This window comes from Oceanobacillus sp. FSL K6-3682, from assembly GCF_037976165.1.
In the GTDB taxonomy this organism is placed as follows: Bacteria; Bacillota; Bacilli; order Bacillales; family Amphibacillaceae; genus Oceanobacillus; species Oceanobacillus sojae.
Genome location: NZ_CP150263.1, coordinates 1077825 through 1103873, shown reverse-complemented (window position 1 = coordinate 1103873; position 26049 = coordinate 1077825). Strand labels below are relative to the sequence as shown.

General features: G+C 37.4%; 31 protein-coding genes and 1 pseudogene. 6 read left to right on the top strand and 26 right to left on the bottom strand.

What is annotated here, in order from left to right; genetic code table 11:
* Window positions 1–132: 132 nt before the first annotated feature.
* From MHH51_RS05705 to MHH51_RS05695, 3 genes are all read right to left on the bottom strand, one after another.
* The gene (locus MHH51_RS05705; RefSeq protein WP_175637143.1) at window positions 133–300 is read right to left on the bottom strand and encodes a hypothetical protein; all 168 of its coding nucleotides are present in this window, start codon (window positions 298–300) and stop codon (window positions 133–135) included.
* A gap of 14 nt (window positions 301–314) precedes the next feature.
* Window positions 315–2249, bottom strand: coding sequence for an aconitate hydratase (locus MHH51_RS05700; RefSeq protein WP_156985617.1), 1935 nt, complete (start codon window positions 2247–2249; stop codon window positions 315–317).
* A 124-nt stretch (window positions 2250–2373) separates the two neighbouring features.
* On the bottom strand, window positions 2374–2520 hold the full coding sequence (locus MHH51_RS05695) for a hypothetical protein (protein WP_156985618.1): 147 nt from the start codon (window positions 2518–2520) through the stop codon (window positions 2374–2376).
* Window positions 2521–2987: 467 nt separating this feature from the next.
* Here MHH51_RS05695 and MHH51_RS05690 point away from each other — a divergent pair, with 467 nt between their 5' ends.
* Both MHH51_RS05690 and MHH51_RS05685 read left to right on the top strand, forming a co-directional pair.
* Window positions 2988–3113 (top strand): hypothetical protein, encoded by a 126-nt coding sequence (locus MHH51_RS05690; RefSeq protein WP_281289855.1) that lies wholly within the window; start codon window positions 2988–2990, stop codon window positions 3111–3113.
* Entirely contained in the window at window positions 3113–3751 is a 639-nt protein-coding gene (locus tag MHH51_RS05685; RefSeq protein ID WP_147211100.1) for an RIO1 family regulatory kinase/ATPase, read from the top strand. Before MHH51_RS05690 ends, MHH51_RS05685 begins: the two co-directional genes overlap by 1 nt.
* 52 nt (window positions 3752–3803) lie before the next feature.
* Here MHH51_RS05685 and MHH51_RS05680 read toward each other — a convergent pair whose 3' ends face one another.
* From MHH51_RS05680 to MHH51_RS05605, 16 genes are all read right to left on the bottom strand, one after another.
* Window positions 3804–4337, bottom strand: coding sequence for a GNAT family N-acetyltransferase (locus tag MHH51_RS05680; RefSeq protein ID WP_147211279.1), 534 nt, complete (start codon window positions 4335–4337; stop codon window positions 3804–3806).
* A gap of 100 nt (window positions 4338–4437) precedes the next feature.
* Window positions 4438–4812: a VOC family protein gene (locus MHH51_RS05675; RefSeq protein WP_147211101.1), complete on the bottom strand. Its 375-nt coding sequence runs from the start codon at window positions 4810–4812 to the stop codon at window positions 4438–4440.
* Window positions 4813–4898: 86 nt separating this feature from the next.
* Entirely contained in the window at window positions 4899–5864 is a 966-nt protein-coding gene (locus MHH51_RS05670; RefSeq protein ID WP_339284931.1) for an RNA polymerase sigma factor, read from the bottom strand.
* A gap of 42 nt (window positions 5865–5906) precedes the next feature.
* Entirely contained in the window at window positions 5907–6683 is a 777-nt protein-coding gene (locus MHH51_RS05665) for a dipeptide/oligopeptide/nickel ABC transporter ATP-binding protein (RefSeq protein WP_339284930.1), read from the bottom strand.
* A complete protein-coding gene (locus tag MHH51_RS05660; protein ID WP_147211104.1) occupies window positions 6676–7491 on the bottom strand; it encodes an ABC transporter ATP-binding protein in 816 nt (271 codons plus the stop codon). The genes MHH51_RS05665 and MHH51_RS05660 overlap by 8 nt, the downstream gene beginning before the upstream one ends.
* 7 nt (window positions 7492–7498) lie before the next feature.
* The gene (opp1C, locus tag MHH51_RS05655) at window positions 7499–8335 is read right to left on the bottom strand and encodes a nickel/cobalt ABC transporter permease (RefSeq protein ID WP_147211105.1); all 837 of its coding nucleotides are present in this window, start codon (window positions 8333–8335) and stop codon (window positions 7499–7501) included.
* Between the two features lie 2 nt (window positions 8336–8337).
* On the bottom strand, window positions 8338–9267 hold the full coding sequence (gene opp1B, locus MHH51_RS05650) for a nickel/cobalt ABC transporter permease (RefSeq protein WP_339284928.1): 930 nt from the start codon (window positions 9265–9267) through the stop codon (window positions 8338–8340).
* A 63-nt stretch (window positions 9268–9330) separates the two neighbouring features.
* Entirely contained in the window at window positions 9331–10914 is a 1584-nt protein-coding gene (gene nikA / locus MHH51_RS05645; RefSeq protein WP_339284926.1) for a nickel ABC transporter substrate-binding protein, read from the bottom strand.
* 60 nt (window positions 10915–10974) lie between these two features.
* A complete protein-coding gene (locus MHH51_RS05640; protein WP_156985625.1) occupies window positions 10975–11484 on the bottom strand; it encodes a GNAT family N-acetyltransferase in 510 nt (169 codons plus the stop codon).
* A 146-nt stretch (window positions 11485–11630) separates the two neighbouring features.
* Window positions 11631–12095, bottom strand: a complete 465-nt coding sequence (gene larC, locus MHH51_RS05635; protein ID WP_147211109.1) for a nickel insertion protein — start codon at window positions 12093–12095, stop codon at window positions 11631–11633.
* A 30-nt stretch (window positions 12096–12125) separates the two neighbouring features.
* The gene (larB, locus tag MHH51_RS05630; RefSeq protein ID WP_147211110.1) at window positions 12126–12872 is read right to left on the bottom strand and encodes a nickel pincer cofactor biosynthesis protein LarB; all 747 of its coding nucleotides are present in this window, start codon (window positions 12870–12872) and stop codon (window positions 12126–12128) included.
* A 34-nt stretch (window positions 12873–12906) separates the two neighbouring features.
* Window positions 12907–13737 carry a LarC family nickel insertion protein gene (locus MHH51_RS05625; RefSeq protein ID WP_339284923.1) on the bottom strand — a complete coding sequence of 277 codons (831 nt, stop codon included), beginning with the start codon at window positions 13735–13737 and terminating at the stop codon, window positions 12907–12909.
* A 97-nt stretch (window positions 13738–13834) separates the two neighbouring features.
* Window positions 13835–14674 carry an ATP-dependent sacrificial sulfur transferase LarE gene (gene larE / locus MHH51_RS05620; RefSeq protein WP_147211280.1) on the bottom strand — a complete coding sequence of 280 codons (840 nt, stop codon included), beginning with the start codon at window positions 14672–14674 and terminating at the stop codon, window positions 13835–13837.
* Window positions 14675–14835: 161 nt separating this feature from the next.
* Entirely contained in the window at window positions 14836–16110 is a 1275-nt protein-coding gene (larA, locus tag MHH51_RS05615) for a nickel-dependent lactate racemase (RefSeq protein WP_339284921.1), read from the bottom strand.
* A gap of 93 nt (window positions 16111–16203) precedes the next feature.
* Window positions 16204–17328: a 2-keto-3-deoxygluconate permease gene (locus MHH51_RS05610; protein ID WP_147211113.1), complete on the bottom strand. Its 1125-nt coding sequence runs from the start codon at window positions 17326–17328 to the stop codon at window positions 16204–16206.
* Window positions 17318–18484 carry a glycerate kinase gene (locus MHH51_RS05605; protein WP_147211114.1) on the bottom strand — a complete coding sequence of 389 codons (1167 nt, stop codon included), beginning with the start codon at window positions 18482–18484 and terminating at the stop codon, window positions 17318–17320. The genes MHH51_RS05610 and MHH51_RS05605 overlap by 11 nt, the downstream gene beginning before the upstream one ends.
* 146 nt (window positions 18485–18630) lie before the next feature.
* On the opposite strand from MHH51_RS05605, the gene MHH51_RS05600 reads away from it, so the two are divergent.
* On the top strand, window positions 18631–19725 hold the full coding sequence (locus MHH51_RS05600; RefSeq protein ID WP_339284919.1) for a sugar diacid recognition domain-containing protein: 1095 nt from the start codon (window positions 18631–18633) through the stop codon (window positions 19723–19725).
* A 359-nt stretch (window positions 19726–20084) separates the two neighbouring features.
* Window positions 20085–20486: a VOC family protein gene (locus MHH51_RS05595; protein WP_339284917.1), complete on the top strand. Its 402-nt coding sequence runs from the start codon at window positions 20085–20087 to the stop codon at window positions 20484–20486.
* Window positions 20487–20644: 158 nt separating this feature from the next.
* On the opposite strand, the gene MHH51_RS05590 is transcribed toward MHH51_RS05595, so the two are convergent.
* From MHH51_RS05590 to MHH51_RS05580, 3 genes and pseudogenes are all read right to left on the bottom strand, one after another.
* The gene (locus MHH51_RS05590) at window positions 20645–20830 is read right to left on the bottom strand and encodes a hypothetical protein (protein ID WP_147211117.1); all 186 of its coding nucleotides are present in this window, start codon (window positions 20828–20830) and stop codon (window positions 20645–20647) included.
* A 2-nt stretch (window positions 20831–20832) separates the two neighbouring features.
* Window positions 20833–21543, bottom strand: a pseudogene (locus MHH51_RS05585) (DNA alkylation repair protein).
* Between the two features lie 121 nt (window positions 21544–21664).
* Entirely contained in the window at window positions 21665–22432 is a 768-nt protein-coding gene (locus MHH51_RS05580) for a class I SAM-dependent methyltransferase (protein WP_339284915.1), read from the bottom strand.
* Between the two features lie 242 nt (window positions 22433–22674).
* On the opposite strand from MHH51_RS05580, the gene MHH51_RS05575 reads away from it, so the two are divergent.
* Window positions 22675–22875 (top strand): hypothetical protein, encoded by a 201-nt coding sequence (locus tag MHH51_RS05575; RefSeq protein ID WP_156985630.1) that lies wholly within the window; start codon window positions 22675–22677, stop codon window positions 22873–22875.
* Window positions 22876–22948: 73 nt separating this feature from the next.
* Here the strand turns inward: MHH51_RS05575 and MHH51_RS05570 are convergent, their stop codons facing one another.
* The 3 genes from MHH51_RS05570 to MHH51_RS05560 form a co-directional block, all read right to left on the bottom strand.
* A complete protein-coding gene (locus tag MHH51_RS05570; RefSeq protein ID WP_339284913.1) occupies window positions 22949–23374 on the bottom strand; it encodes a DUF6157 family protein in 426 nt (141 codons plus the stop codon).
* Between the two features lie 86 nt (window positions 23375–23460).
* Entirely contained in the window at window positions 23461–24330 is an 870-nt protein-coding gene (locus MHH51_RS05565) for an SDR family oxidoreductase (RefSeq protein ID WP_339284912.1), read from the bottom strand.
* 23 nt (window positions 24331–24353) lie between these two features.
* The gene (locus MHH51_RS05560) at window positions 24354–24596 is read right to left on the bottom strand and encodes a hypothetical protein (protein ID WP_339284911.1); all 243 of its coding nucleotides are present in this window, start codon (window positions 24594–24596) and stop codon (window positions 24354–24356) included.
* 304 nt (window positions 24597–24900) lie between these two features.
* Here MHH51_RS05560 and MHH51_RS05555 point away from each other — a divergent pair, with 304 nt between their 5' ends.
* Complete coding sequence (locus MHH51_RS05555; RefSeq protein WP_339284909.1) at window positions 24901–25782, top strand: putative RNA methyltransferase; 882 nt, start codon at window positions 24901–24903, stop codon at window positions 25780–25782.
* Between the two features lie 76 nt (window positions 25783–25858).
* Here the strand turns inward: MHH51_RS05555 and MHH51_RS05550 are convergent, their stop codons facing one another.
* Window positions 25859–26017 carry a hypothetical protein gene (locus MHH51_RS05550; RefSeq protein WP_156985633.1) on the bottom strand — a complete coding sequence of 53 codons (159 nt, stop codon included), beginning with the start codon at window positions 26015–26017 and terminating at the stop codon, window positions 25859–25861.
* Between the last annotated feature and the right edge of the window lie 32 nt (window positions 26018–26049).

The window sequence follows — 26049 nt, the reverse complement described above, 5'->3', positions numbered from 1 at the left end:
GATTTTTTATATATTATTTCACAAGAGCAGATTCCTGTCGATAGGATTTAAAATTTTTATTTTAAACATAATAAAAGCAGCCGGATTAAGAAGCACTGTAAAAACGAACAGCACTGCTCCGGCCGCTTCAAATTAATCAATTACTCTGTGGTTTTCATCTACCTGCAGCTTTTCCGTCTTTTCTACAGCGGCAACAAACCCGTCACCATGACAAACGGTACATGTATAGTGCCACTGTTCGTCGTCCATTAATAACCCAGTCCCGTCACAAGCTTTACAGGCGTGTTTCTGAGATCCCATAGCTGACTTCCTTTCTATTGTTTTTCTTTAATCCAATTTATAATCCCGCCGGCAAGCAGGATTTCAAGATGCCGTTTGGTAAGGTCATGCTGGACGGTAATCGTGCGATCTGTTCCTTTCAGTTTTATATCAAATGTACGCTGATTTTGAATTGTTTGATGGATATGACGAAATTCAAGTATATCCTCCGGATGGAGCAGATCATAGTCTTCCTCATTCACAAACGTTAACGGTAAAATACCGAAGTTGATCAAATTCTGCAGATGAATACGGGCAAAATCTTTCACAAGTACAACCTTTAATCCGAGGTAACGTGGTGCGAGCGCTGCATGCTCCCGGCTTGATCCTTGTCCGTAATTAAAGCCTGCTACCACCATATGGCCGCCATCATCACGTTTTTTCATGGCCTTTTCGTAATAATCCTCATCAATAATCTCAAACGCAAAAGTACTGATTCTTTGAATATTACTGCGAAATGGTAATACTCGGGAACCGCCGGCAAGAATCTCATCTGTTGAAATATTATCCTGCATTTTTAATAAAATAGGCAAGTCGAAGTTATCTTCAATTGGCTGAAAATCTGGTATAGCGGTGATATTCGGTCCTTTTTCCAATTTGATTTGACTGTTATCTTCCGGTGGTGCTTCCAGCATTCCTTTTGTTGAAAAGGTAGTTGGCTCTTTTATTTTCGGATAAGAAATATCTAATGTCCTTGGATCTGTAATAACACCTGTTAATGCAGAAGCGGCTGCTGTCTCCGGGCTGCATAGGAAGACACTGTCTTCTCTTGTACCGGATCGGCCCGGGAAGTTTCTTGGTGTTGTACGTAAACTGTTTCGTCCTGTAGCCGGAGCCTGACCCATTCCAATACAGCCATTACAGCCTGCTTGATGCATCCGGGCTCCAGCGGACAAAAGATTTGCAATATGTCCATTCTCTACAAGCTGCTCCAGCAACTGACGGGAGGTTGGATTAATATCAAAAGAAATCCCGTTAGCAGCCTGCTTCCCTTTAACAATTTCACTGGCAATCGCGAAGTCACGATATCCCGGGTTGGCCGAGGAGCCGATATAAGACTGATATATAGCTTCTCCTGCAACTTCTGTAACTGGTACAACATTACCCGGGCTTGATGGTTTTGCAATCAATGGTTCCAGCGCAGATAAATCAATTTTTTCATGTTCATCATATGTCGCTCCGTTATCAGCTTTTAATTCTACCCATTGATCTTCACGTCCCTGTGTTTTCAGAAAACGCTTCACTTCTTTATCAGAAGGAAATACGGTTGCAGTCGCCCCAAGCTCAGCACCCATATTGGCAATAACATGCCGATCCATAGCAGATAATTCTTTGATACCCGGTCCATAATATTCAATTATCCTGCCGACTCCGCCTTTTACGCCATGACGGTGCAGCATTTCTAAAATGACATCTTTAGCGCTGACCCAGTCTGGAAGCTTCCCTGTAAGCTCTACCCCCATAATACGGGGCATTTTTACATAATAAGGTTCTCCTGTCATCGCCATTGTCACATCAATTCCGCCTGCACCAATTGCCAGCATTCCCATACAGCCGTTCGCACATGTATGACTATCTGACCCTAATAAGGTTTTCCCGGGGCGTGCCAGCTGCTGCATATGAACAGGATGACTGACTCCGTTCCCCGGCCTGCTGTAGTAAATCCCGAATTTCTGTGCTGCACTTCTTAAAAACAAATGGTCATCCGCATTACGAAAATCTTCCTGAATCAAGTTATGATCTACATATTGTGCAGAAGCCTCTGTTTTCACCCGATCAATTCCCATTGCTTCCAGCTCCAGCATCACCATCGTACCTGTAGCATCCTGCGTTAATGTCTGATCAATCTTTATTCCAATTTCTTCTCCGGCCTTCATCTCTCCTGACAGCAAATGATCATGAATTAATTTTTGAGCTGCATTAAGCTGCATGTTGCTTCCTCCTTAAAATATACTGTCCTGATTAGAATATGCTTATATAGTATTTATTACACATATCAAATGAAGTTAAACTGTATATTATTGTGTTAAGAGCAATCCATTTCTTTTGACAAAGCTATTTTATACATAGAATAATCATTTTATCATTCTTGTCTTCACGCTCTTTAAAGTACGACAATACTTCATTTTCCTCTCCATCATTGGATGAATAAATACTCCGTAAATAAATCCACCTGTCCCAAAACCAATAATATTGATCCAATAAGGTTCCCCTCCAAGTATAAAGCTGACAATAAACATCATTACAAAGCCTTTCAGAGCAAATAAAAAACCATTTTTCCAGCGCGCTTCACCGTTCCTTTCAGTGTCTTTTATACGTGTCTTCTCCTCAAGAAAACACAGAAAATGATGAATATAACCTCGGCATTCACATTATTCTATTTCATCATTAAAATGGGAGGAATATTCTTCATCAGAAATTTTATTACTTTAAAATTTGCACTTATCGTACTAGCCCTATATAATAAATTAAAATATTAAATTGAAATATTAAATTGAAATAAATCCCAAAGGGGAGTAGCATAATAGCAGCTGTCGTCATTACAGGAGAAATCCTCGGCACTGCTGGCAGCAGTTTTATTTCGTTGCTTGCGAGACCTTTGTCCAAATTATGTGGGCAAAGGTCTTTTTTGTTAGCTTTTGCCACACTTACTTCAAGGAGGAAAAGAGATGTCAAGACTAACAAAGCTTCTAAAATCTAAAATGGTAAAAGAAGGAATTAAGCAGGCACAAAAACATGCCCTTCCTGTCATCAAAAAAGAGTTAGCAAAAAGAAAAGGCAGTTTTAAGAAATAATGAATCAGTCCAGATACAATGATTTAGCATCCACTGTTTTATTTGCTAAAAGAAATGGACGTATAAAAGTACTCAGACATCACGATGACTTAAAGTTACATGGAACAGGAAGAAGTGCTGCTGTATTCAAAATAAAAAATGAAAATAGAGTGATTAAAATTTTTTACCCGACTTTTGAAAAAACAGCAATTCAAGAAAAACAAAACTACGAAAGTTTAAATGGGAATCCTTATTATCCCACTGTATATGAAGCAGGAACCAATTACTTGGTTATGGATTTTATTGAAGGAAAGACATTCTTTGAATGCCTGGCAGAAGGAATCCCATTAAAGCCACACTATATTGAACATGTTGACAATGGATTAGAATTTGCAAAAGCAGCAGGATTAAATCCTTCAGATATTCATCTGCATAATCTTATCCTTACAAAGGAAGATAAAGTACGTATTATTGATGTAGCACGCTTTTCACAAAAGAAAATGTGTACCCAATGGGAGGACCTAAAAAGCGGATATATACGGTATTATCAACATCCATTTTTCCCGAAAAAAATCCCCAAATGGGCTATGTACGCTGTGTCAAAATTATACCGGTTATATAAGTATTTACCTATTAAAACAAGGAAAAGAGTGAGATAGCCGGCTCTTTTCCTTTTTAACACTTTAGAAATTCAAAATCATTTACCTTTTACTAGTATTTAATCAAATTCTCCTGAAACAATTCAAAGTAAGATAGCTTACGATTGTTATAATGCTTATCGTCGATAAATTGAAATCCCAATTTTTCTATTACCTTCTTTGATTTCATATTATTTATCCTTACACGTGCAGTCAGCTTTTCAATTTTAAGCGATTGAAATGCATATTTAATTACACTGTCCGCTGCTTCTGAAGCATATCCCATCCCCCAAAAACCAGGATCAAGCAGGTATATAATCTCTATATCCTCTGTATCATCAATATACCTTAAGCCGCAATGTCCCATTATTTTCCCACTGGATTTATTTACTGCCGCCCATACGCCAAAATCATATTGATTCCAATGTTTTATAATTTTACTCACGTACTGCTCTGTTTCTTCCAACGACATGCCTTTTCCTATACCAAGCCATTTTCCTACACTGTCTTTCTTCACTATTTCGTAAAACTCTTTCATATCTTCGGCAATGACTGGTCTTAAAAAGATTCGTTCCGTATTAAGGTTCATATTGGGAGTTTCATTCATCACCTCATTTTTTCTCACTGCTGAAACAGCTCCTTTTCTTATATCACTTCAGCTTTCCCTAAGCTAAATAGCTGATAGTAAAGCTTTACATCTCAAAAAATTAGCCAGTACAAATCATAATAATATTCCTGTCTGGATCACAAATTGTAAAAAATGAAAAATCATCAAGGCGGGTAATTTCTGATTCAACATCATATCCTGACTCTTTTACATAGGCGTAGGACTCCTCAATATTATCTGTATGGAAATTGAATATTGGATACGTACTGGACGATTGCCTTTTTGTAATCCCCTCCGGACCAGCATCCAAAGTTAAACCGGTATGATCAGCAATTTTGATATTATATACCGGTCTTTCTACAGCAGTTAAATCATACTCCTGACCAAGTAATTCTGCATACCATTTTACTGACCTCTCCAAATCACTGACATGTACAAAAATCGTGTTCATTTTATTCATTATTGGACTGCTCATATTTTCACTCCTCTTTATTTTAAAATTCCTTCAGCTTATATAACGTTTTTGAGAGTGAAAACCTTACAGCCAAATTTGTTTTTCTTTTAAAAAATATGATAAAAATATGCTGCATTCAATTTTACATCCAGTTCTTTAGCTGCTAATTGCATCATATCCCACGAAAAACAATAAAACTTCCAATAAGTAATCTTATCATTATTCATTTCCACATAATGAATGTTATTAAGATAAAGATGCGTATCTAGTTTTCTTTCTAACTCTATAATAACTGGACGTCCCCATAACTCAATATAATCCGAAACAATTTCATGTTGTTTCTGAACAATTTCAGCACAATCTTTTAAAGAATTCTTCTCCACTTCATCTTTACCATATTCCAACCCTGAATGGGTAATATCCGTGATGACATTTTCATCCATGAGGGAGGCAATTAATTCTGGATTTTTATTTCTAAAGCCCTTCAGTAATAATTCCACAGCAGCTGTTGGAGAAATATTATTAATCGGCTTTGCTCTTTTGGAAGCGGCAGCTATTTCTGGATTTGAAATGTCACGTAAAGTCTGTCGTGCTCTGCTTATGTTTGTATATACAGCAGATTCAGAGGTGGACATAATCTCTGCAGCTTCTTTTCCTTTAAACTGAAAAGCCTCCGTTAGAACAAGTGCTATATATTGAGTTGGAGTCAAGTGACTCACTAATTCACTAAGGTTTTCCATAAGCTGAAATGATTCTGTTGCACTTATATCTTGAAACAGCAAATCATTATAAGGTAAATCAATATGCTTCTGTTTTCTTTTCTGATCAATCCATAAATTTGTAGCGATTTTAAATAAATAAGCTTTTGTATCTACGGACTGAAATAATTTTGCCAGCACCGACAGAGACTTTAATAGTGTCTCTTGAACCAGATCCTCAGCATCCCATGGTGATTGCGTTAAATTTAAACAATATCTCCACAAATCGGTGCGATAAGGTTCTATTATCTGTTTAAATTCTCTTTCAATTTTTCTTAAATTATTGCTTAAACCATTAAGATTATCAATCGACATCTATTAACCCCCCCCCGCTTAGATACATTATCGATTATTTCTTCAAATTCTTAATTCCTCATCTAAACCATTAAATTGAACCGCAGATGCCAATAGCCGCTTTGCATAATCACTCTGAACATCTGCCAATTTTTTTGTCTCTATCTGTTCAGCAATTTTTCTTTCATTTAAAAATATTACATGATCACAGAGATAAGTAACCGTTTGTAGATTATGGGCAATAAATAGACAGGTTATATCCATCTCTTCTTTGAGTTGATGGAGTAAATCCAGAATTTGAGTCTGAATAGAAATATCCAATGAACTGACTGCTTCATCTAAAACTAAAAACCTCGGATTTGTACGAATCGCTCTTGCGATACATATCCTTTGCAGCTGCCCCCCACTTAACTCATGCGGGTAACGATTCAATAATGATAAAGGCAAACCGACTTTTCCCATTAAACTTTTCGTAGTTTCGCGAATGCAATTATTTCGGCAGGATACCTTCAAAGGCTCATTGATAATATCTTTTATCCTGAATGCAGGGTTAACGGATGACGTATAATCCTGAAAAACAACGCTCATTTGTCCTCTATTTTCTTTCCGCCATGCGGTTGCATTTCTCCCTTCCAGCAGCAGGCTGCCTCTATCTGCTTCTTCCAAGCCCAATATCAGTCTGCCTAATGTACTTTTTCCGCTGCCGCTTTCACCTACTAATGCGACCCACTCCCCAGTATTTATCTGAAATGACAAATCAGCTAATACAGATAGCTTCTCCTTTCTAAAACCTGTTCCTTTTTTTGGGTAACTTTTGTAGACATTTTTCATTTCAAGCATCGTAAGGACCCTTTCTCATTATTTTTTCGAAAGAACAGGCCAGATTTAATCTTGTATCTACCAAATACTTTGTATACTTATTTTGAGGATAGCGAAATACCTCCCTCGTCCTGCCATATTCCACAGATTTTCCATCTTTCATTACAAGCACTTCCTCGGTCAAATGCCGGATTACTCCAAGATCATGAGAAATAAAAATAAAGGTTATTCTCTTTTGGGCGTGTAGCCTTTGAAATGTGGCAATGACTTCACTTTGTGTAATTGCGTCCAGCGCAGTTGTTGGCTCATCGGCAATGATAACATCAGGCTTTATAGCAACTGCGATGGCAATCATACATCGCTGCAGCATCCCGCCAGACAATTGATGCGGATATTTCTTCATCATCTGTGATGCTTCTTGAATTCCCAGGCTTCCCAGTTCATTCAAGGATATTTGTTTTGCTTCTTTCCTGGATATTTTCAAATGTTCGCATAAGGTTTCCATCATCTGTTTTCCAACCGTATCTAAGGGATCAAATGCAGACATTGCATCCTGCAGAATCATACTGATATGTCGAGCTCGTATATTTTGCATTGCTTTTGCCTTCATCTTTAACATATCTTCCCCTTCAAAATATGCTGTACCGGAAACTTTCATCCAGGGAGCAACAAGACCTAATATTCCCTTTACTGTCATTGATTTTCCGCTGCCGCTTTCTCCGACAATTCCCAGATTACGTTGCTGTTCTAATGTAAAAGAGATGTCCTCTACGATAGTGTCTTTCGTCTCTGCATCATATATCGATAAATTTTTCACTTCCAGCAGCATTAATTAATCACCTCCATCTTTTCCTATGTTTCACGTTGTAGGCATCTTGTAAGCTGTCTCCCAAGAAATTGAAAGCTGCTACAACAAAAAGAATTGCTATACCTGGCGGAAGCATTAACCCTGGATGTATAATCATAACGTTCTTGGCTTCGCTTAGCATCATTCCCCATTCAGGCGTTGGTGCCTGTACACCTAAACCTAAAAATGATAAAGCTGAAATCATTAAAATAACGGAACCAATATCAAGGGTAGCAAGTACAGCTATTTCACCAGTGGCGTTCGGCATAATATGCTTTCTGAAAATATGCCATCTGCTGAAACCAGAAACACGTGCAAATTGAATATAATTTTTATCTGTATATTTTATTACAATCGATCGAATCATACGGGTGTACCATGCCCACTTTGCTATAATACTGGCAATAATGATATTAGTAATTCCCGGTCCCATCATTCCGATGATAGCAAGAATCATTACTTCACTTGGAAAAGACATAAAAATATCACAGATTCGCATAATTATTTCATCTATTTTCCCTCGAAATAATCCTGCTATTCCACCAATTAAAGTACCAATTATAATCGTTGCCGCCATTGTGATAAATGCAATTAATACAGTAGTGCGAATACCATAAAGCAGTCTTGAAAGAATACACCTTCCTAGTTGATCCGTTCCCATTGGATAGGTCGTACTTATTCCCGCAAGCTTTTCTTTTACATTCACATCAACTGGATTATGCGGTGCTAGCCACGGTGCAAAAAACCCTGTTAATACCACAGTGACTAGAAAAATGATACAAATCATGGCGAAACGATTTTGTATCAATTTATTTAGAGTCCCCATGATTATACCTCTTTTCTCATTCTTGGATCTAACATAGCAGTAACGATGTCTACCAGCAAATTACAAACAACAAATAATACCGCCATCAGAAAAACATACGCCTGGATAACTGGATAATCATAATTAAAAATCGCCGCCACACTTAGTCTTCCTATTCCTGGCCACGCAAAAATATTTTCTACAATTACCGTACCTGCAATTAATTTTGGGATAGACATTCCCAGCGCTGTAATTGTTGTTTGAAGGGAGTTTTTAAAAATACGCTTTAAAATAATTCTCTTTTTCATTCCCCGCGCTTTTGCGTACAAAACAAAATTTTCACTTTTGTTTTGTACCATATTATTCCGTAATAGTCTTACATAGGTTGAAATATAAGCAAGTGCTAATGTTACTCCAGGGAGGATAACAGATGCCCATGAAGTCATTCCACTTGTCGGCAGTAAATTTAACTTAATAGAGAAAAACCACATAAGTAAAAGTCCAATCCAATAGCCCGGCATAGCTTCGCCTATAAATACAAGTCCGCGAATCGTACGGTCAATCCAGCTCTCCTCAAAAATAGTACATATAATGGATGCGGAGACGCTGATAACAACAATAATAATGAAGGAAACCAGCGCAAGCAGTAACGTTGCCGGTAAAGCTTGTACTATTTCATTTATCACTGGTTTATTATTAATAAAACTGTTTCCAAAGTCGCCTTTGATACTGCTTGTCACCCACGTTAAGTATCTTTCTATAAAAGATTTATCAAGACCCAGCTCCTCCCGCATTTGTGCAACAGCTTCACCGGTTGGTGTGATTTCATTTACGCGCAGTGCTACTTCAGCTGGATCACTTTCACTTAAATTAATTAAAATAAAAGCTAAAAAAGATATTCCAATTAATAAAGGGATGACGCTTAATAATCTTTTAATAATATAACGCTTCATTTAGTTCACCTACATTCTTACGCTAAAGAACCAAAAAAGCGGATAGAAATCCGCTTTTTTGGCTTATTCCGCTTCAAAATACATTTTTTCAAATGGTATTTCATACTGAGAAACATTAAAAGTGACTCCCTGCAGCTCTGGGCGATGAACAGCTTTTGTACGTGAATACACGAGTGGAATATACACGGATTCATCGTGGATATAAGATAATACCTCATCATACATAGCTTCTCTCTCAGCTTCATCATTTTCAATCATCAAATCTGTTATTGTTTCATCCAGCCATACTTTCCTGTCTAATCCTATTTGCGCCTGATAATCACCATGTGCCGGAATTCTCCAGGATGACAGATAGGATTGTGGATCATAAGGCGTGCCCCATGATAAAGAATATTGCAAGTCAAATTCTCCAGATTTTTGCCTGTCTAAAAATGCTTGTTTCTGTTCCCCTGTTATATGCAGGTCTACACCTATTTCTCTCAAATCATGCTGAATATATTCACTAATTGTCTTTTCTTGAGCATTGTCTGAATTATAATACAAGCTGAGTTCTAATTTCTCCTCATCTTTATACCGGTACCCGCTGTCATCCAATTTCCAACCGGCTTCATCTAGTAATTCACTCGCTTTATCGGGATTATACTCCCGCGCCTCCAGTCCAAGATCACTATAAGGAGCTGTTGAAGAAAGTAGTGTAGGTGCAACAGACTCAGTCCCGTTTAAAACACCATCAGCAATCGATTGTTTATCAATCGCATATTGCAAAGCTTCTCTCACATCAACATTCTTCGTAATTGGACGATTGGAGTTCAATAAAATAGCCCTGGAAGCAATTGGTTCACTCATTTCCGTTATATATTTCCCTTGCTCCTCCAAAGCTGAAAATGAGTCAAGATCGATCATATCTCCATCAGAACCAAAAATCAGATCAATTTCCCCTTTTTCAAGTGCAAGCAGGATGGTCTGATGGTCAGGCATCACTTTCCACCTTACATTGTCAACTTCCGGCTGTTCTCCCCAATACTCTACATTTGCAGTAAATACTGCTTCCTGATTCTCATTATGCTCTGTTAGAATCCAGGGCCCGGTTCCTGAATAACCATCAACTCCATCTCTTGTTGTTGCATCCACAAAATCATTTGGAGACAAGAAACGAAATGGACGTGTAAGTCCTAATTCAGTTAATGTTGGGTAATACGGATGCTTCAGGACCAGTTTATAGGTATATTCATCAACAACTATATTCTCTTCTATTAAATTGACTAAATCAAGCCAGGCATGCCGTTCTTCATTATCCAGAATTGCATCCATGTTTTGTTTTACTGCTTCAGCATTGAACTTTTCTCCATCTGTAAAGGTAACATCCTCTCTTAAATGAAATATATATTCCATACCATCATCTGAAATTTCCCAGCTCTCCGCCAGCCAAGGCTCCACCCCATCTTCCGTATTAATAACCAATGATTCAAATACCATATTTTGGGCTGCCATTTCTCCACTATATAAATGCGGATTAATATCACGAATATCTTTAGAGCTGGCATATACAATTTCCTCTTTAGCTATTTCTTCATTATCCTGATTACTACAGCTTACCAGTAAAAGACAAAACAATATTGCAAGCAGTACTATACTAAATTTTCTCATTCGAGTTCTCCTAATTCTCTTGGTGTTATACCTAATGAAGTATCTGACACTGAACCGTCTTTACAGCTTCTTATCCATATGTAAGGTCTTCCAAATCGGATCCGGTTCAGCCAGCTTTTCTTCAAAACCCAACGCTTTCCAGAATGGGACCCCGCCTGGAAGAAATGGATGGGTGTGCAGGTAAATCTTCTCATAACCAGCTGCACAAATAGATTTTAAAGCAGTTTTATATAAAGCGGAGCCAATTCCTAAACGTCTATATCCGGGATCTATATAGCATCTTACCAATTCTGTCGTTTGTATTTGCGCATAATAATCCTGCAAATACTCAAACCGATTATCGTAGGGTAAATACCCTATGGTTCCAAGTACCTCTCCTTCTTCACTTATAGCGGCAAATAACGCAGAATCATTTCTACCCAAATAATATGTATGAACATGAACCAAATCCGCCGGTAATTGATTATGGTTCAACATTGGAAACAATTCTTTTCGAATGGATTTCATAAATTCTGCTACTTGTGCAGCTTCCTTTGTTTCTACCTGTTTAATACTATATTTTACAGACATTTCTTATTAACGTCTCCATTTCTTTACTATCTCATAAAACTCCAGCATAATTACTTAAAAATTTATTACGCCTTATGAGCTGCCACTTTTAGATAAAAGCATACATCCTTTAAACTATTTCAAAGTTAAAAAACCTGGATAAATTTCTATAATTGCTTCCAAACGGATTCATACACCTGTTTTAATGGGATATGATGTTTTTCAGCTATATTCTTACAGTCATCGTACTCTGGTGAACTTTGGAAAATCTCTCCTTTGGAGATTCCTTGTTTTACCGTAACAGGGCCCCACTCCGTCTCTACTTTAATAAATCTTCGTTCCATCCGATGAACGGTTATTGGATAGTAGCGGATTCCAAGCGTTGTCGTTTCTTGTAACAAGATACCCTTTATTTTAGATAAAGCTTGACTAGAACAGAGTAATTGCAATAATATACCCGGTCGATTTTTTTTCATATAAATGGGCGTATAAAAGACATCATTTGCCCCGGCTTCAAATAAACGGTCCATTACAAACCCAAGCCACTCTCCCGTTATATCATCCAGATTCACTTCCATTTTCATCATATTATCATCAATATGTTCATGGTTTGGAGGATGTTTTGATGTCAAGCAGAAAACTCCCTTCTTAATTAACTAATGCTACTTTTCCTTCCCTTGAGCCAGCCGATCAATTAGTACAGCATTATATGCACCGCCAAAGCCATTATCAATATTAACCACACTGATACCGCTCGCACAGGAGTTCAGCATTGTCAGCAGTGCAGACAAGCCTTGAAAATTCGCACCATAGCCGACACTTGTCGGTACTGCTATGACCGGATGAGAAACAAGGCCGCCAACAACACTCGGAAGTGCTCCCTCCATCCCTGCAACAACTACTGAAGCCGTTGCTTCCTGAATCATCTGCGCCTGGTCTAATAAACGATGAATTCCGGCTACACCAACATCATAAAATCGGCGCACATTACTTCCCAATACCTCAGCTGTAATCGCTGCTTCCTCCGCAATCCTCAAATCAGATGTCCCTGCACAAATAATGGCAATAAAGCCTTCTTTATTTTCTTTCTTCTCTTTTGCTTTCCATGAAAGAATCTGCGCTATATCGTGATAAGTTAGTTCAGGATGACTTTCTAATATTACTTCTGCCTTGTCCTGAGAAACTCTTGTAATTAAAACATCATTTTGTTTTGCTTTTATTGCTCGGAGAATGGCAGTGATTTGTTCTATTGTTTTTCCTTCTCCGTAAATCACTTCCGGAAAGCCTTGACGCTTTTTCCTATGATGATCAACTTTTGCAAAACCCAGATCTTCATATGTTGCCAATCTTTTCTTTGCGTTATCTATGCTTAATGTTCCATTTTGAACTTCCTTTAAAATTTCCTCCATGTGATGTCCTACTCTCTCAAACTTTTTTAATCGCTTATGCTTGTTCACCCAGAATAATCCGAAGTACATTTGGATGGTCCGGGAATGTTTTTGTTCCGGCACCATAGCCTACCTTCATCACTTTCATGGAAGGAAGATCACAAAATTCATTTGCTAATACAGCAGCAAATGCTGCTCCAGTCGGCGTTGTCAACTCGGCTTTCAAGTCACTTTGCGCAATGGGCACCCCGCGTAGAATTTCTAAAGTAGCTGGTGCAGGGACAGGGTAAATCCCATGGTCAATGTGGATTTTTCCGGATCCCGTGGGGACAGGTGCTGATTTAATATCATCAATATCAAGCTCTTCTATTAAAATAGCAGTTCCAACAATGTCTATTATTGAATCGACTGCTCCAACTTCATGAAAGTGAACATCCCCCAACGGTACACCATGGATACAGCCTTCCGCTTCACCAATTTTTTTAAAGATCCTTAATGCTATAGATTTTACTTTTTCTGATAGATCTGCTTCCTGAATCATTTTTACAATATCCCGATATGAACGATGATGGTGGGTATGTCCAGGATGATCATGTTCATCATGGTGGTGATGTTTATGATCGTGATCGCGGGAATGCTTGTGGATATGTTTACTATGACCATGTCGAGAATGCACATGCTTTCCATTTTTCAATATAACATCAAATTTCGTGCTCGTAATACCGTTCTTCACTATTTTATGTACTTTCAATTCATACTCATCCTGCAAAGGCAGTTTCTGTAATTCCTTCTGCAAATGAGAAAAATCTCCGCCAGCATCAAGCAGTGCTCCTATTGTCATATCCCCGCTGATTCCAGAAAAACAATCTAAATATAAAATTTTCATAACAAAACTCCTTTTTATGTAATTTCTGACTTTCTATTTTACGTGAAAAAGCAGTTGCTTCAACTGCTTTTTCACGTAAAGAACAAGTATTTTTATTTTATGCGTTGGCAACGTGTTTTTGTTCTGCAGCAGCTTCCGGTAATACTTTATTCATGCTGCCTGTACGATAACCACGTAAATCCACAGACACATAGTCAAAGCCAAGAGATTCCAGTTTATGCTGAATTTCCATGCGTTTTTCCAGTAACTCCACAATTTTATCCGCTGTTACTTCAATACGTGCCACGTTATCATGATAACGTACGCGAACTTCTTCAAATCCGATACGCTTTAAATAAAGTTCTGACTGATTAACTTGATTCACTTTTTTCCTATCTAATTTTGTTCCATATGGGAATCTGGATGCTAAACTGCAAGAAGCTAATTTGTTCCACACAGGAAGATTGAGTTTTTTGGCAAGTTCACGGACTTCCGATTTATAAATATTCGCTTCCTGAAGTACACTACGAATTCCTTCTTCCGTTCTCGCTTTCAATCCTGGACGGAAATCTTCCTCATCATCCATAATCATTCCGTCTAAAACATATGGATAACCTAATTCTTGGGCCAGCTGATTAAGATGCATGTAGAGCATTTTTTTACTGTAATACCAGCTATCTGGATTATTTGCTGTAATTTGTGGGCTGTCCAATTCCTTTATTTCTGTTTGATATACTTTCACACCTAAATCTTCAGCCAATTGAACAGCTGCTTTAAATTCGGATTCACGGAACATTTCTGATGCCACCACAACTGCTAAGACGTTATCTCCCAGCTCTTGCTGAGCTCTTTTCAAAACGACAGCACTGTCTACACCTCCTGAAAACGCAACCATTACACGGCCCATTTCTCTCAATGTGTTACCTAAATGACGATTTTTATCACAGATTTCCATCATTTTACTCACCTCATTTCCCCTGACTAGATAGGGGGTATTCGTTTTATTTTTACAAAATTTATACAAATCGAAATATAGATACTTATAATAAAAATCTTACCTTTTGTTTCGTTTAGTTGTCAAACAGATTCAATTCTATTATCAATATACAACTTCTCAGCTTAGGAATTTACTTTCTCTTCAACATAAGGAATTGTCAGCGGGCCAAGTGGAAGAACAGCGACTGTCATAGACTCCCCATGCTTTTCCTTTAATTCTTCTAATGTCTGTTCAATATCATGAGTTGGCTTTAGCATTGTATTGGTTATTTGTTCATCGGATAACGTTGAATAGACATAGACATCTGCCCAAACCTGAATCACTGCCTGCTTTTGCACCTGCCACTGGTCAAACATTTTAAATTCTGGATTATTAATCATGTCCAGCAAATCTTGCGGACTCCTGGCCATATCAAAAATTTTCGCATAGTTCCCATGATCAGGCAGACCATCAGAACACTCTGATGCCACAATAATCGCTCCGCCTTCTTTTACAATTTTATGCGCAGCACTCATTCCTTTTACAGCTTGATACAAGTTCTGATCTAACGGATAACCGGAATTTGATGTAATAACAACATCAAACCGCTTATCACATCGGAACATGGCATGGTCTTTTGCATAAGCGCAACCTTCATCGTGTGCTTGATACAGTTCACCCGCAAATACATTAGTAATTTCTTTTTCCCGGTTTAATGTAACATTTAGCATAAAGTCAGGTTTACACATCGCATTAATTTCCCTAGTCATATCTTGAACAGGGTTATTCTCCATATTCCCCCATGTGGAGAGGGGGTCTCCTATCATTCTTGCATTGTGGAATGTCATAATTGTTTCAATTCCCGCTATTCCTGGCATAATTCCTTTTGGTCCGCCAGAAAATCCTGCAAAAAAGTGTGGTTCAATAAAGCCGGTAACAATTCTAAAATCAGACTCCACGTAGTCTTTATTCAGATAGACATCACAGCCAAATTTACTTTTGCCAAGGTTAACAAGTGTATTTTTATCATGACATTGGTTGTTTATAATCCGTATATTATCTACAACCCAGCTTCCTAGCATTTGTACAAATTCCTCTTTTGTCTGGTCACGATGTGTTCCAGTCCCGTTAATAATAACAAAGTTTTCCAGCGGAACGTGATTTAATTCTTCAATTAGTAATGGGACAAGGATATGATTTGGTGTTGGTCTTGTAATATCGCTAATAACAATGGCTACTGTATCTGTTGACTTTACAGATTCTTTCAAAGACTCGCTTCCAATTGGATTTCGCAGAGCCTGTCTGATTGCTTCTTTATCATTTTCTAATTTTGGCAAATTGGTTGGTTCAATAAGCAAAGCGTCTTCAGGTAAATCTAATGAAATTCCATTCTTTCCATATAATAGATCTGTTTTCATGTAAAAACCTCATTTCATTTAATAGCTTGAATCCTGCAGGTTCTTGAAATTTAAAAGGAAGCTGTAGGTAAAACAAAACACATCCCTAAAATATCAGTCGTTTACCGCATGTTTTGTTTCATTTTCATTCCTTATTAACCCCAAATCTTCCCTTGTACCATCAATCCCTTTTCTTCTTTGATACTTATCCATCATAATAACACCTAAAGGACAAAGCAGCGAAGTCGTAATTGTTGATATAGAAATCTGTGCAGTTGCAATTGGTACGATGCTCTGGATCGCTTCAAATTCTGCTTGTGTCATCGCTCCAGCTCCAACGGCTACAGACGCTGCTGCTGCCACAGCTGCAGGTGTGGCAGCAGCATTGCCAGCTGTAGAAGCTTCTGAAATTGGTGCAATATAACTTTTTTCTTTAAATAATTTAAACACAAGGATACCAGTACCAGCTGAACAAACAAATGTCAGAACAGCTAGTGTTAAGCCGCCTGTAAGTACAGCAGGGTTAAAGAAGTTTGCTAAATTCATGCCTGCCCCCAGCGCAAATGCGAAAAATGGAATAGTAACAGACTCACCCGGCTTAAGAAATTCTCTGATCTTTGGATCCAAATTTCCTAAAAGCATTCCAATTCCAATCGGAAGTAAAACAGCAATAAATGAAATCATCGGGAAAGCTGTTCCTAATACGCCTAGTGCAACTAATGTCAGGAACGGTCCATCATTGATAGCTAGAATAGAAAGGCCTCCAACATCCGATCTATTTCCAAATTTTCCAGTCAAAGCAGCATACATTCCGCTATTACTATTTGTCATTCCAGCAATTAGCGCAAGAGTTGACAGTCCAAATAATCCGGTAATCGGATCAAAGAAGATTCCAAAAGCCATTCCGACAGCTACTCCTGCTCCGTATTTAGAACCAGTCAGTAGTACACCCTTCTTCAATGCTTTTCCGCCAACTTTCAGGTTCATCTGGCTTCCAACGCAGAACAGGAATAAAGCTATCAGTACGAGTGCACTATCTTTAAATAATTCTTGTGAAAATCCGCCAATTCTTAAAAACTCATAGTATCCTTCTTCCGTTTGCGGTGCACCAAGAAATTCAAGAACTCTCATCACTGCCGGAATATGCATTTGGTCAATTGTGTTTAAAGAAGCTCCGAGCAGAAGCGGGACTACCATTAACCCTCCAGGTACTTTTTCAATCGTATCCTTAATTTTCATAAATCGCTCCCCCTTTTATATAATTAATAGAATGAAAATAAGAGCGTACAACTTGTTCAGCACTCCATTCCAAGAGCACAGCTGCATTTCTTACAGCTTCTTCCAAAGTCATTGGTTTATTAATAATGCTGTGGATGCTTACAACACCAAAATCATGAAGTACGGCTGCATCTTCACTTACTGACCCTGCCATAATAACTGTTGGAATTCCTTGCATCTTTGCTATTTGCGCAACTCCCATCGGCGTTTTACCTGAAGCAGTTTGCTCATCCACTCTCCCTTCACCGGTAATGACTAAATCTGTTCCTGTTAAAAATTTATTTATGTTACTATACTCCAGAACAACGTCTATTCCCCTTTCTACTTCACAAGGAAAGAAAGCTTGGAAAGCTCCCCCAATACCGCCCGCAGCTCCTGCACCTGGCATATCGTGCATCCTGATTCCTGTGACCTTCGCAACTTGATTGGCCCAATGTGCTAGATTTTGATCAAGCTGTGCTATTATTTCTGGAGTTGCCCCCTTCTGTGGTCCGAAAATATGAGAGGCTCCGTTTGAGCCAATTAATGGATTTTCTACATCAGAGGCAATTAAAAATTTACAACCTTTAATTCTTGAATCAAATGAATTTGTGTCTATCGAAGCAATTTTGTCTAAAGAACCCCCTCCATATCCGATTTCATTTCCATCTGCATCTGAAATTTTTAATCCCAACGCTTGGAGCATACCGGCTCCTCCATCATTCGTAGCGGAACCGCCTAATCCAACTACAAAAGAAGTAAAACCATCATCGAGAGCCTGCTTAATTAACTGTCCTGTCCCGTAAGTTGTTGCTTCTAAAGGTGAAAGCTCTTCATTAGAAATCAGAGTAAGACCTGAAGCTGCTGCCATTTCAATGACACATGTTTTCTTATCTCCTAAAACACCGTATCCGGCCTCAACTTTATTCCCTAATGGGTCAATTACAACCACATTCCTTATCTCTCCCTTTGTAGCAGCTACAAGTGTTTCTAATGTCCCTTCTCCGCCATCAGCTACGGGAATCAACACTGTTTCTGCTTCTGGAAAAGCATTTTTGATACCCTTATCTATGGCATTAGCTGCTTCGACTGCACTTAAGCTTCCTTTAAATGAGTCTGGAGCGACGATAATTTTCATTAAATCACTTCCCTTGGTAAGCGTTTTCATCAATATGTAATTTAAATTATACGAATCTTGACTTAATTTGTATATAGCTATATCATACAAAAAAAGAGAAAATATTATGCTCGTTTTTGTATGATACAGCTAAAGGAGAATAAAACATGGATATGTTAACAAAGGAAATTGCCAATGTAATCGTCAGAGAAACTTCTTTACGCTTAAATAGAAATGTCAATATTATGGACATTAGAGGAGAGATTATTGCCACTCGGGATGAATCAAGATTACACACCGTTCATGAGGGAGCCGTAGAAGTGTTAAAAAGCGGAGAAACACTCACTATTTATCCTGATCAGGGGGAAGCATGGAAAGGTTCAGAACCTGGAATTAATCTCCCCATCGTCTTTCATGAGAATATCATTGGAGTCATCGGGGTTACCGGCGACCCCGATGATATGGAAGATATCGGGGAGCTGGTAAAGATGACTACAGAGCTGATGATTGATCAGGAATTTATTACTTCTCAGCTTGAATGGAAGCAACGTACAAAAGAGATGATTATTGATCAGCTGTTAAAAAGGAGCTCATCTTATAAAACAATCCAGCAAGGACTTGATATGCTTAAAATGAAGTTAGAACCTCCATTCATGGTATTTGTCATTCAAATAGATAACCTCGCCATCCAAAAACAAGAGTTCATTCAAAAAATAGAGAATTTATTTGGTAACCGTTATGTCATAGCTGGATTTATAAACCTTAATCAGCTATTTATTGCTGCGTCAGAAATTGAAGAAACCGAGGCATTGCGAAAAGTAGAGTTGCTGCATGAGTTATTCCATAAAAAGCGGATCAAATTTAGAATAGCCTACAGCTTAGCCTTCCATGAATTACACCAATTTTACCAGGCTTACTTTGATTGTGAGCTTGCCTTAAAAATAAGCGAACCGACCATTGAAATTATTTCATTCAGCCAAATAGAAGTAAGAGCATTACTTTACCAGCTTGACCAAACGCTGAGAGAAAGATTTTCTAAGCGGATTTTAAAACGTTTAGACGAAACGCAGGCAATAACGTTAAAAGCATTTTTTGCAAATGATTTAAATATCCAAAAGACTGCCGACGCTCTATTTCTACATCGAAATACACTGCTTTACCGGATAAATAATATAGTAAATGAAACAGGATATAATCCAAAGATATTTAATGATAGCCTCATTTTACAGGTTGCATTATGGCTTCATGAACAAAATAAGTAGCGGGAGATGTGGTCAGGATAGTTTAATACTACTAAAAAATATTTATGCAGTATCTGGCTGTTCTTCTATTTAGTTGTGCTAAACGATTGCAATAAATGGTTTAAACATCGAATCGATATATGTTGATGATAAATGTTGAATTTCTTCAGATAACAGTTATTTTATCATTTTGTTAGAACTAATTTATGTAAACTCTATTGCACTGTTTGTTAATCAGCAACTTATAATCAACATTTCGAACTTTCCATTTCCTTATGGCATGTTAGCATCTTAAAAAACAGCAATGGAAAAGAAACATCAGCTATGAAGTGATGCTATTATCGTATTTACAAGATGAAATAATACGAAAGGAGAATCTTATGTTTACGAAAGCAGCACAGATCAGCATTTTTGTGAAAGATCAAGAAGAAGCCAAAGCATTTTATACAGACAAACTAGGCTTTGTAATTTGTGATGATATGGAGTTTTCACCCGGGTGGAGCTACCTTACTGTATCTCCTTCTAAGAATAATGAAACCAAATTGGAATTGGTGACAGCCGACACTCCAGAAAGTATTGCATTAATCGGCAAGCAAGCTGCAAATCACATTCTGGTAATGTTTGAATCAGATGATATTGAAAAAGATTACCGGGAAATGAAAGCTCGAGGAGTTAGGTTTCACGGAGAACCAAAAACTGTTCCTGGAGGTATAGGAGTTGGGTTCGAGGATTTGTATGGGAATCAATTAGATTTATATCAACCATTAATACCACACAATTAACTCAAAACTTATAGCTATTATGAAGCAAGAAAATCATCAACACTAAAGGAATGCCATCCGATGGTGTTGATGATTTTCTAAAAAAATTTAAAATCTGTCTATGCGAAGGACCTTACATGTCCATAAAACAAAGCATTCTTCAACTTTTTTCTATTGCTTCATGATTTCTCTCCTTCGATTCCTTTCCGTATAAATAAAAAAGCAAAGAATCCTAAAACAGATAAAGCGGTTATCGCGCCAATTAGTCCCCAATTTATTTCTCCGTTACGGAGCACGCTTACAATCATAACTCCTGCAATAACGCCTAGAAACAAATAAACATATGACTTTATTATATTAAGCATTTTCATCCCCCCTTACTATTTTTCTCTTCATTTCCTTTATTTTCCTTAATAGCTTTTAATGCTTCTGTTTTACTGAGCCTAGACAATGGTGTTTTATCAACAAACTCAAGTACAGACTGTGGATTTGTTTTGGAATATTCTCTCAGCGCCCATCCAATAGCCTTATTAATGAAAAACTCCTCTGATCCCAGACATTGATTGATATATCTAAACAGAAGATCCTCATCTGTCAGTTTTTTATATTTTAATTGAAATAAAATTGCTGTTCTTTGCAGCCATATATTTTCCGAATCTATCCATTTATCAGTGACAGCTTTTTTATTCTGCGGATGTTGCATAAAATAATGCCCAACATGTTTCGTTGCAATCCAATCTACTGTATCCCACCAGGATTTATTGATGACGAGATACTCCAATAGTTAAATGTCTTTCTCTTTGAAATGTTTTATTTTTCGATCCAGCAATTCTAAGGCGATACTTTGGTAATCTCTTTCCGGGAATTCCCAGAGCTCCTGAATGATTTCTCGAAAATGTTCTTCTTGCGGAGTGCCTTGCTTTTTAATTAATGACCTTACTAATTCTTTTCTTTGCGGAGCTCTAAGACCGTAAAATTCATATCGGTTACGCATATATCTTTTCATTTTTACAGCCTCATTACTGTCTGCATACTTCAATAATAAGTCATGAATTATTTGCGTGTATTTATAGTTCATTTATTTACACCTTTGTTTATTTGACATTTAAAATAAAAAACAGGGCTTATAATCTCATTTCTTCTCATATAAAAAGTGAATACAGGGGATTTTTTCTTATAAATCAGCATATATTTTATTTTTATCGCAGCACAGCTGTTATTAGTCGAAGTGCACAAGTAAAAGCAGGTTTTGTTCTAAACTCTCCAAATTTCTTATCCCATTCACCTGATTTAAGATCACGCTCGAGTCTTTTTACTAACTTGTCTTCCATTCCTTCAGGTAAAAATCCCCATGCTGACTGCGACAGCCGTATTTCTTTTTCTAAAAAGGCTTCCGGCCTCCCGTAAAATGCCTCTTGAAATCCATCTGCACAGTCAAAAGGAATTGGAACAGATTGAATGGTACATTCTACCCCAAGCGCTTCTGTAATGAAATCCATCGTGGGATAACGTTCTTTTTCTACTTCAATCAGCTCTGGGAAATAATATGCATTCCAAAAATTATCCAGGGCTTTCGGGTCAAAGGTCATAATTAAGATTTTCTCTCTTGTAACTCGCTTTAACTCTTGCAATCCTTTACGTATATCTGGCCAATGATGAACTGTTACCATTGCCATAGCGGCATCAAAGGAATTATCATCAAATGGCAAAGAATCTGCGGTGGCATTGATAGCAGGAACCTTTTGTGCCTTTTGACGTTGAGACCGCATAACACCCGATGGTTCTACCGCTATAACATACTTGTCTTCAGGCTCATATGATCCTGCCCCTGCACCTACATTCAATACCGTTTTTGCTGAGCCAAGGGCTTCATAAACATATTTTGCAATTCTTCGGTCTGTTTGTCTATAACCCGAATATTTTTGTCCATGCTCATCATAGTTAAAAGAAGAATTTTTTATTTCCACAGTATCTTCCGCCCCTTTTATAAAGATTCTTTTGAATCGTCATTGGATCACTGCAACATAAATTACTATTACCATTCAGTATTTAACAATATTTCGAATAGTCTGGCCCATACTTTTGTTATATAAAACAGCTATGTTAGAATTTGAAATATAAAATTAACTCGACTTAAATATTCTTTCACAAGAAAAGCACGCCTACAACCTCTCCATCCACTGATGAAGACAAAGGAGGTCTCAAATAAATGAAATATGTAAATGGTTTATATGCATCACTTGTATTGATAATGTTAGTTCATTTAATCGATAGTACAATATTTGATAATAAGTATTCCGGTATAGCAATTTTTATCTCTTTATTTATTTTCTTAGCTGGAACGATGTTTTTCATCAATGCAAAAAATCATAATAAATACATAAAAATATCAAGAGCTAAGGAACCTTGATATAGCTGTTTTTTTACGATTAATAAGTAAACATTTTGTGGGATATTTCCTCATCTTTCTCTATGATCGTCCATTATTTTTTCCTGCTGCTTCGCATGGCTGGGAATACTTTTAACTCTCCACTCTCATTCTCAGAAAACTGCTTATACTCAGGTGTCCCGATACCGTAAAGCGCAATTTTTCCTTCTTTGTTAAAATGAATTCCCCAGCCCAGCTTCTTCGGCAAGGTAGAACTTCGTAAACAAGCTTGGGATTTTGCAAAAAAAGCCTCTTCTTCCATTTCTAAATCTACCTGTGAGATCGCTTTATGCCTTACATGTACCTCAAAGAGCAGCTCACTTTGGCTATAGGTATAAGGATTAGCGGATAATAGTTCATATTCAATTTGCACTTTCGTCGGCTTCTTACCACGGGCTGCAGGAATCTGTCCGGCTGTTGCCGTACTGTCCGGGGCCACAGTAATAAATGTCTGATAATAATTTAAATCCTTCTTTACCATTTGCTTGCCTCCCTGCTATTGATATTTTCTTAATCATATAGTTAAGTTAGTAAATCTTCCGTCAAAACGGAGCTTTGCATAAATTCTTATCGTATCAATTCGTATTCTGTAAAATCATCTGTCTTCAACCCCGTCCACTGCATACTTTTGGTATATAAAGTCTTTTGAAGCTCTTCATTATACGAAACGGGTGATGTCCGCTCTGTCTTATTATCTTTAAAAAATTCTCCAGTAACACCTTTTACTTCACTGGAAGCAGCTAAATAAACCGGACAAGCTGCGCCCTGCTCAGGATCTTTTGAGAACAACTTCATTAATGGTCTAAATAATTTTGGTGACATTCGTGTTGCCTGCGGTGTATATATAAATCCCGGATGCAGTGCATTAACAGTTATACCACTGTCTGCCAATCTTTTCCCCATATAATACGTCATCATAAGAACGGCTGTTTTTGCAGTTTTATACGCCTGCATTCCTGAATAGCTGGAAGAAGTCTGGTTTATTGCATCATCCGGATTAAACTTTTTATCCTGCATGACGGACGCAATATTAATGATTCTTCCTGACCCGGATGCCTTTAATTTATCAAGCAGCAGATGACTTAATAAAAATGGAGCCAGATAATTGACGGCAAAGGTCATCTCAAAACCGTCCTCACTGACTTGATACTGACCAAATACACCACCCGCATTGTTTATAAGAACATCTATTTTTGAATAATGCTGTTTAACCTGCTCTGCCAGCCTTCTGATATCCTGCTGTGAGGACAGGTCAGCAACCAGCAAGTCCATTTCCCTGTTGCCAGTAGCATCCATTATATATTGACGTGCTTCTTCGCCTCTTTTCTCATTCCTGCACACTAAAATAATATGACAGCCTTGTTCAGCTAAAATGCGCGCTGTTGCAAATCCAATACCTGAATTAGCTCCTGTTATTAAGATAGTCTTTCCTTTCATCTGTATCCTCCTTCTTTTTAACCCTAGAGATTTAAAGCCTCTCTTAATTCCTGTGTGGTTTCTTCAGTTGTAAAAAAATCATTATTAAATTTACCAAAACTAGTTGATTCAGAAATAGAAATTGCATTTATATCATATGTCTCAATCATCAGCATTTCCTTCTTTGGTTGACATCCTATTAATACAAAAACGAAGGAAATGATATCAAAACGATAAATAAAAATCGCAAGTTCACTGCGGCCTCCTCCAAATACGGAATAATTCATTCTAACTTGTTTATTTTTTACAATTTAAGGTACGCTTATCTATCAATAATAACAGAAAATTTAAATTCATACGATTATTCCCTTTTGAATCAAAAGCCCAGTTATGCTAATATATTCATGAATTAGATTTCTATAATTCATTTAAATTTAAAGGAGTTTTTTTATGTATTTTCAACCTCTTCTTTATAGCTAATAACTAGATGTAGATTATTTCCAAATCCAGTTCATATTATTTTTTGCATGTATGATAAGGGTTTATTTGTCTATGTCTTTTTTCTGTCTAAATAAAGAATGAGGTGGCTAAATGAATAAAAGAACATTGGCTGCAGAATATGCAAGCCATTCTGAAGCTATTTTTAAATGCCCTGTCTGTAACTCATCGATGAGGGTTTTCGAGCTGAAAAATTTAATCTGCTTAAATAATCATACCTTTGACTTTTCAAAACAAGGATATGTCAACTTGATGTCCCATCCGGTGAAAAGTATGTATAACAGGAGTCTTTTCCAGGCACGGCGGAAACTGATTACAGAGGCCGACTTTTTCGAACCGTTAATTCAAGCAATTGCTGAAATGATATATAAACATGCTGCGATTGAAAGGGAAAGTCTTTCGTTAATTGATACGGGATGTGGTGAGGGTTCGCATCTCTTTAACATTTGCGAGAGTATTCGTTCTAAATATCAAAAAACAGTAACAGGAGTAGGGATTGATATTTCTAAAGAAGGGATTCTGGAGGCTTCTAAAAGCTGTGCCAATAAGATTTGGACTGTTGGTGACCTTGCGAATACGCCTTTTATGAATGAGCAATTCGATGTTATTCTGAACATCTTGTCACCATCAAATTATAATGAATTTAACAGAGTCCTAAAAGCGGATGGTTTATTAATAAAAGTTGTTCCGCAAAGCAGCTACTTAAAAGAACTAAGAGAAATTATTTTCAATCAGCCTGAAAAACAATCCTATTCTAATACAGATACTGTTGTAAGATTTAATGAAAATTTTCAAATGGTGGATAATTCAAGGATAAGTTATACTGTTCTTCTTGATAAACTATCCATTCAATCGCTGGTTGAAATGACTCCCTTATCGTGGGAGGCGCCAAAGGAACAGGTTAAATCCTTCTTGGATGAAGATACAACTCAAATAACCGTTGATTTAGAAATATTAATTGGCAAAAAACGATAATATACAGTTAAAAGCCCTATAAAACAAACCTGTCCGTTTTGTTTTATAGGGTTCTCTTTATCTTGATATTAGTAATTTAGTTATTATTTTTCTCATAGATAACAGCAGCTACAAACCCAATAATCCAGGCCAGATCTACTTGAATAAATGCTAATCCTGCAGCTAAAACCAGAGCAATAATTGCAGCCTTATTTGTTTCAGAGAATTGTCCATCCTTCTTATACAGCTCTTCCACATCAATCTTTTGTTCTATGAGAAAGTAATACT

Coding starts and splice junctions, on each gene's coding strand:
- MHH51_RS05705 (WP_175637143.1), bottom strand. CDS start 300: ATGGGATCTCAGAAACACGCCTGTAAAGCTTGTGACGGGACTGGGTTA.
- MHH51_RS05665 (WP_339284930.1), bottom strand. CDS start 6,683: ATGCTTGAAATGAAAAATGTCTACAAAAGTTACCCAAAAAAAGGAACA.
- MHH51_RS05590 (WP_147211117.1), bottom strand. CDS start 20,830: ATGCTTAATATAATAAAGTCATATGTTTATTTGTTTCTAGGCGTTATT.
- larB (WP_147211110.1), bottom strand. CDS start 12,872: ATGGAGGAAATTTTAAAGGAAGTTCAAAATGGAACATTAAGCATAGAT.
- MHH51_RS05565 (WP_339284912.1), bottom strand. CDS start 24,330: ATGAAAGGAAAGACTATCTTAATAACAGGAGCTAATTCAGGTATTGGA.
- opp1C (WP_147211105.1), bottom strand. CDS start 8,335: ATGGGGACTCTAAATAAATTGATACAAAATCGTTTCGCCATGATTTGT.
- MHH51_RS05680 (WP_147211279.1), bottom strand. CDS start 4,337: ATGAATGAAACTCCCAATATGAACCTTAATACGGAACGAATCTTTTTA.
- MHH51_RS05700 (WP_156985617.1), bottom strand. CDS start 2,249: ATGCAGCTTAATGCAGCTCAAAAATTAATTCATGATCATTTGCTGTCA.
- MHH51_RS05625 (WP_339284923.1), bottom strand. CDS start 13,737: ATGAAAATTTTATATTTAGATTGTTTTTCTGGAATCAGCGGGGATATG.
- larE (WP_147211280.1), bottom strand. CDS start 14,674: ATGATGGAAATCTGTGATAAAAATCGTCATTTAGGTAACACATTGAGA.
- MHH51_RS05670 (WP_339284931.1), bottom strand. CDS start 5,864: ATGTCGATTGATAATCTTAATGGTTTAAGCAATAATTTAAGAAAAATT.
- MHH51_RS05660 (WP_147211104.1), bottom strand. CDS start 7,491: ATGCTGCTGGAAGTGAAAAATTTATCGATATATGATGCAGAGACGAAA.
- larA (WP_339284921.1), bottom strand. CDS start 16,110: ATGAAAACAGATCTATTATATGGAAAGAATGGAATTTCATTAGATTTA.
- MHH51_RS05640 (WP_156985625.1), bottom strand. CDS start 11,484: ATGTCTGTAAAATATAGTATTAAACAGGTAGAAACAAAGGAAGCTGCA.
- MHH51_RS05685 (WP_147211100.1), top strand. CDS start 3,113: ATGAATCAGTCCAGATACAATGATTTAGCATCCACTGTTTTATTTGCT.
- MHH51_RS05595 (WP_339284917.1), top strand. CDS start 20,085: ATGTTTACGAAAGCAGCACAGATCAGCATTTTTGTGAAAGATCAAGAA.
- MHH51_RS05555 (WP_339284909.1), top strand. CDS start 24,901: ATGAATAAAAGAACATTGGCTGCAGAATATGCAAGCCATTCTGAAGCT.
- nikA (WP_339284926.1), bottom strand. CDS start 10,914: ATGAGAAAATTTAGTATAGTACTGCTTGCAATATTGTTTTGTCTTTTA.
- MHH51_RS05610 (WP_147211113.1), bottom strand. CDS start 17,328: ATGAAAATTAAGGATACGATTGAAAAAGTACCTGGAGGGTTAATGGTA.
- MHH51_RS05675 (WP_147211101.1), bottom strand. CDS start 4,812: ATGAGCAGTCCAATAATGAATAAAATGAACACGATTTTTGTACATGTC.
- MHH51_RS05560 (WP_339284911.1), bottom strand. CDS start 24,596: ATGAATTATTCCGTATTTGGAGGAGGCCGCAGTGAACTTGCGATTTTT.
- MHH51_RS05575 (WP_156985630.1), top strand. CDS start 22,675: ATGAAATATGTAAATGGTTTATATGCATCACTTGTATTGATAATGTTA.
- MHH51_RS05605 (WP_147211114.1), bottom strand. CDS start 18,484: ATGAAAATTATCGTCGCTCCAGACTCATTTAAAGGAAGCTTAAGTGCA.
- MHH51_RS05690 (WP_281289855.1), top strand. CDS start 2,988: ATGTCAAGACTAACAAAGCTTCTAAAATCTAAAATGGTAAAAGAAGGA.
- MHH51_RS05600 (WP_339284919.1), top strand. CDS start 18,631: ATGGATATGTTAACAAAGGAAATTGCCAATGTAATCGTCAGAGAAACT.
- opp1B (WP_339284928.1), bottom strand. CDS start 9,267: ATGAAGCGTTATATTATTAAAAGATTATTAAGCGTCATCCCTTTATTA.
- MHH51_RS05570 (WP_339284913.1), bottom strand. CDS start 23,374: ATGGTAAAGAAGGATTTAAATTATTATCAGACATTTATTACTGTGGCC.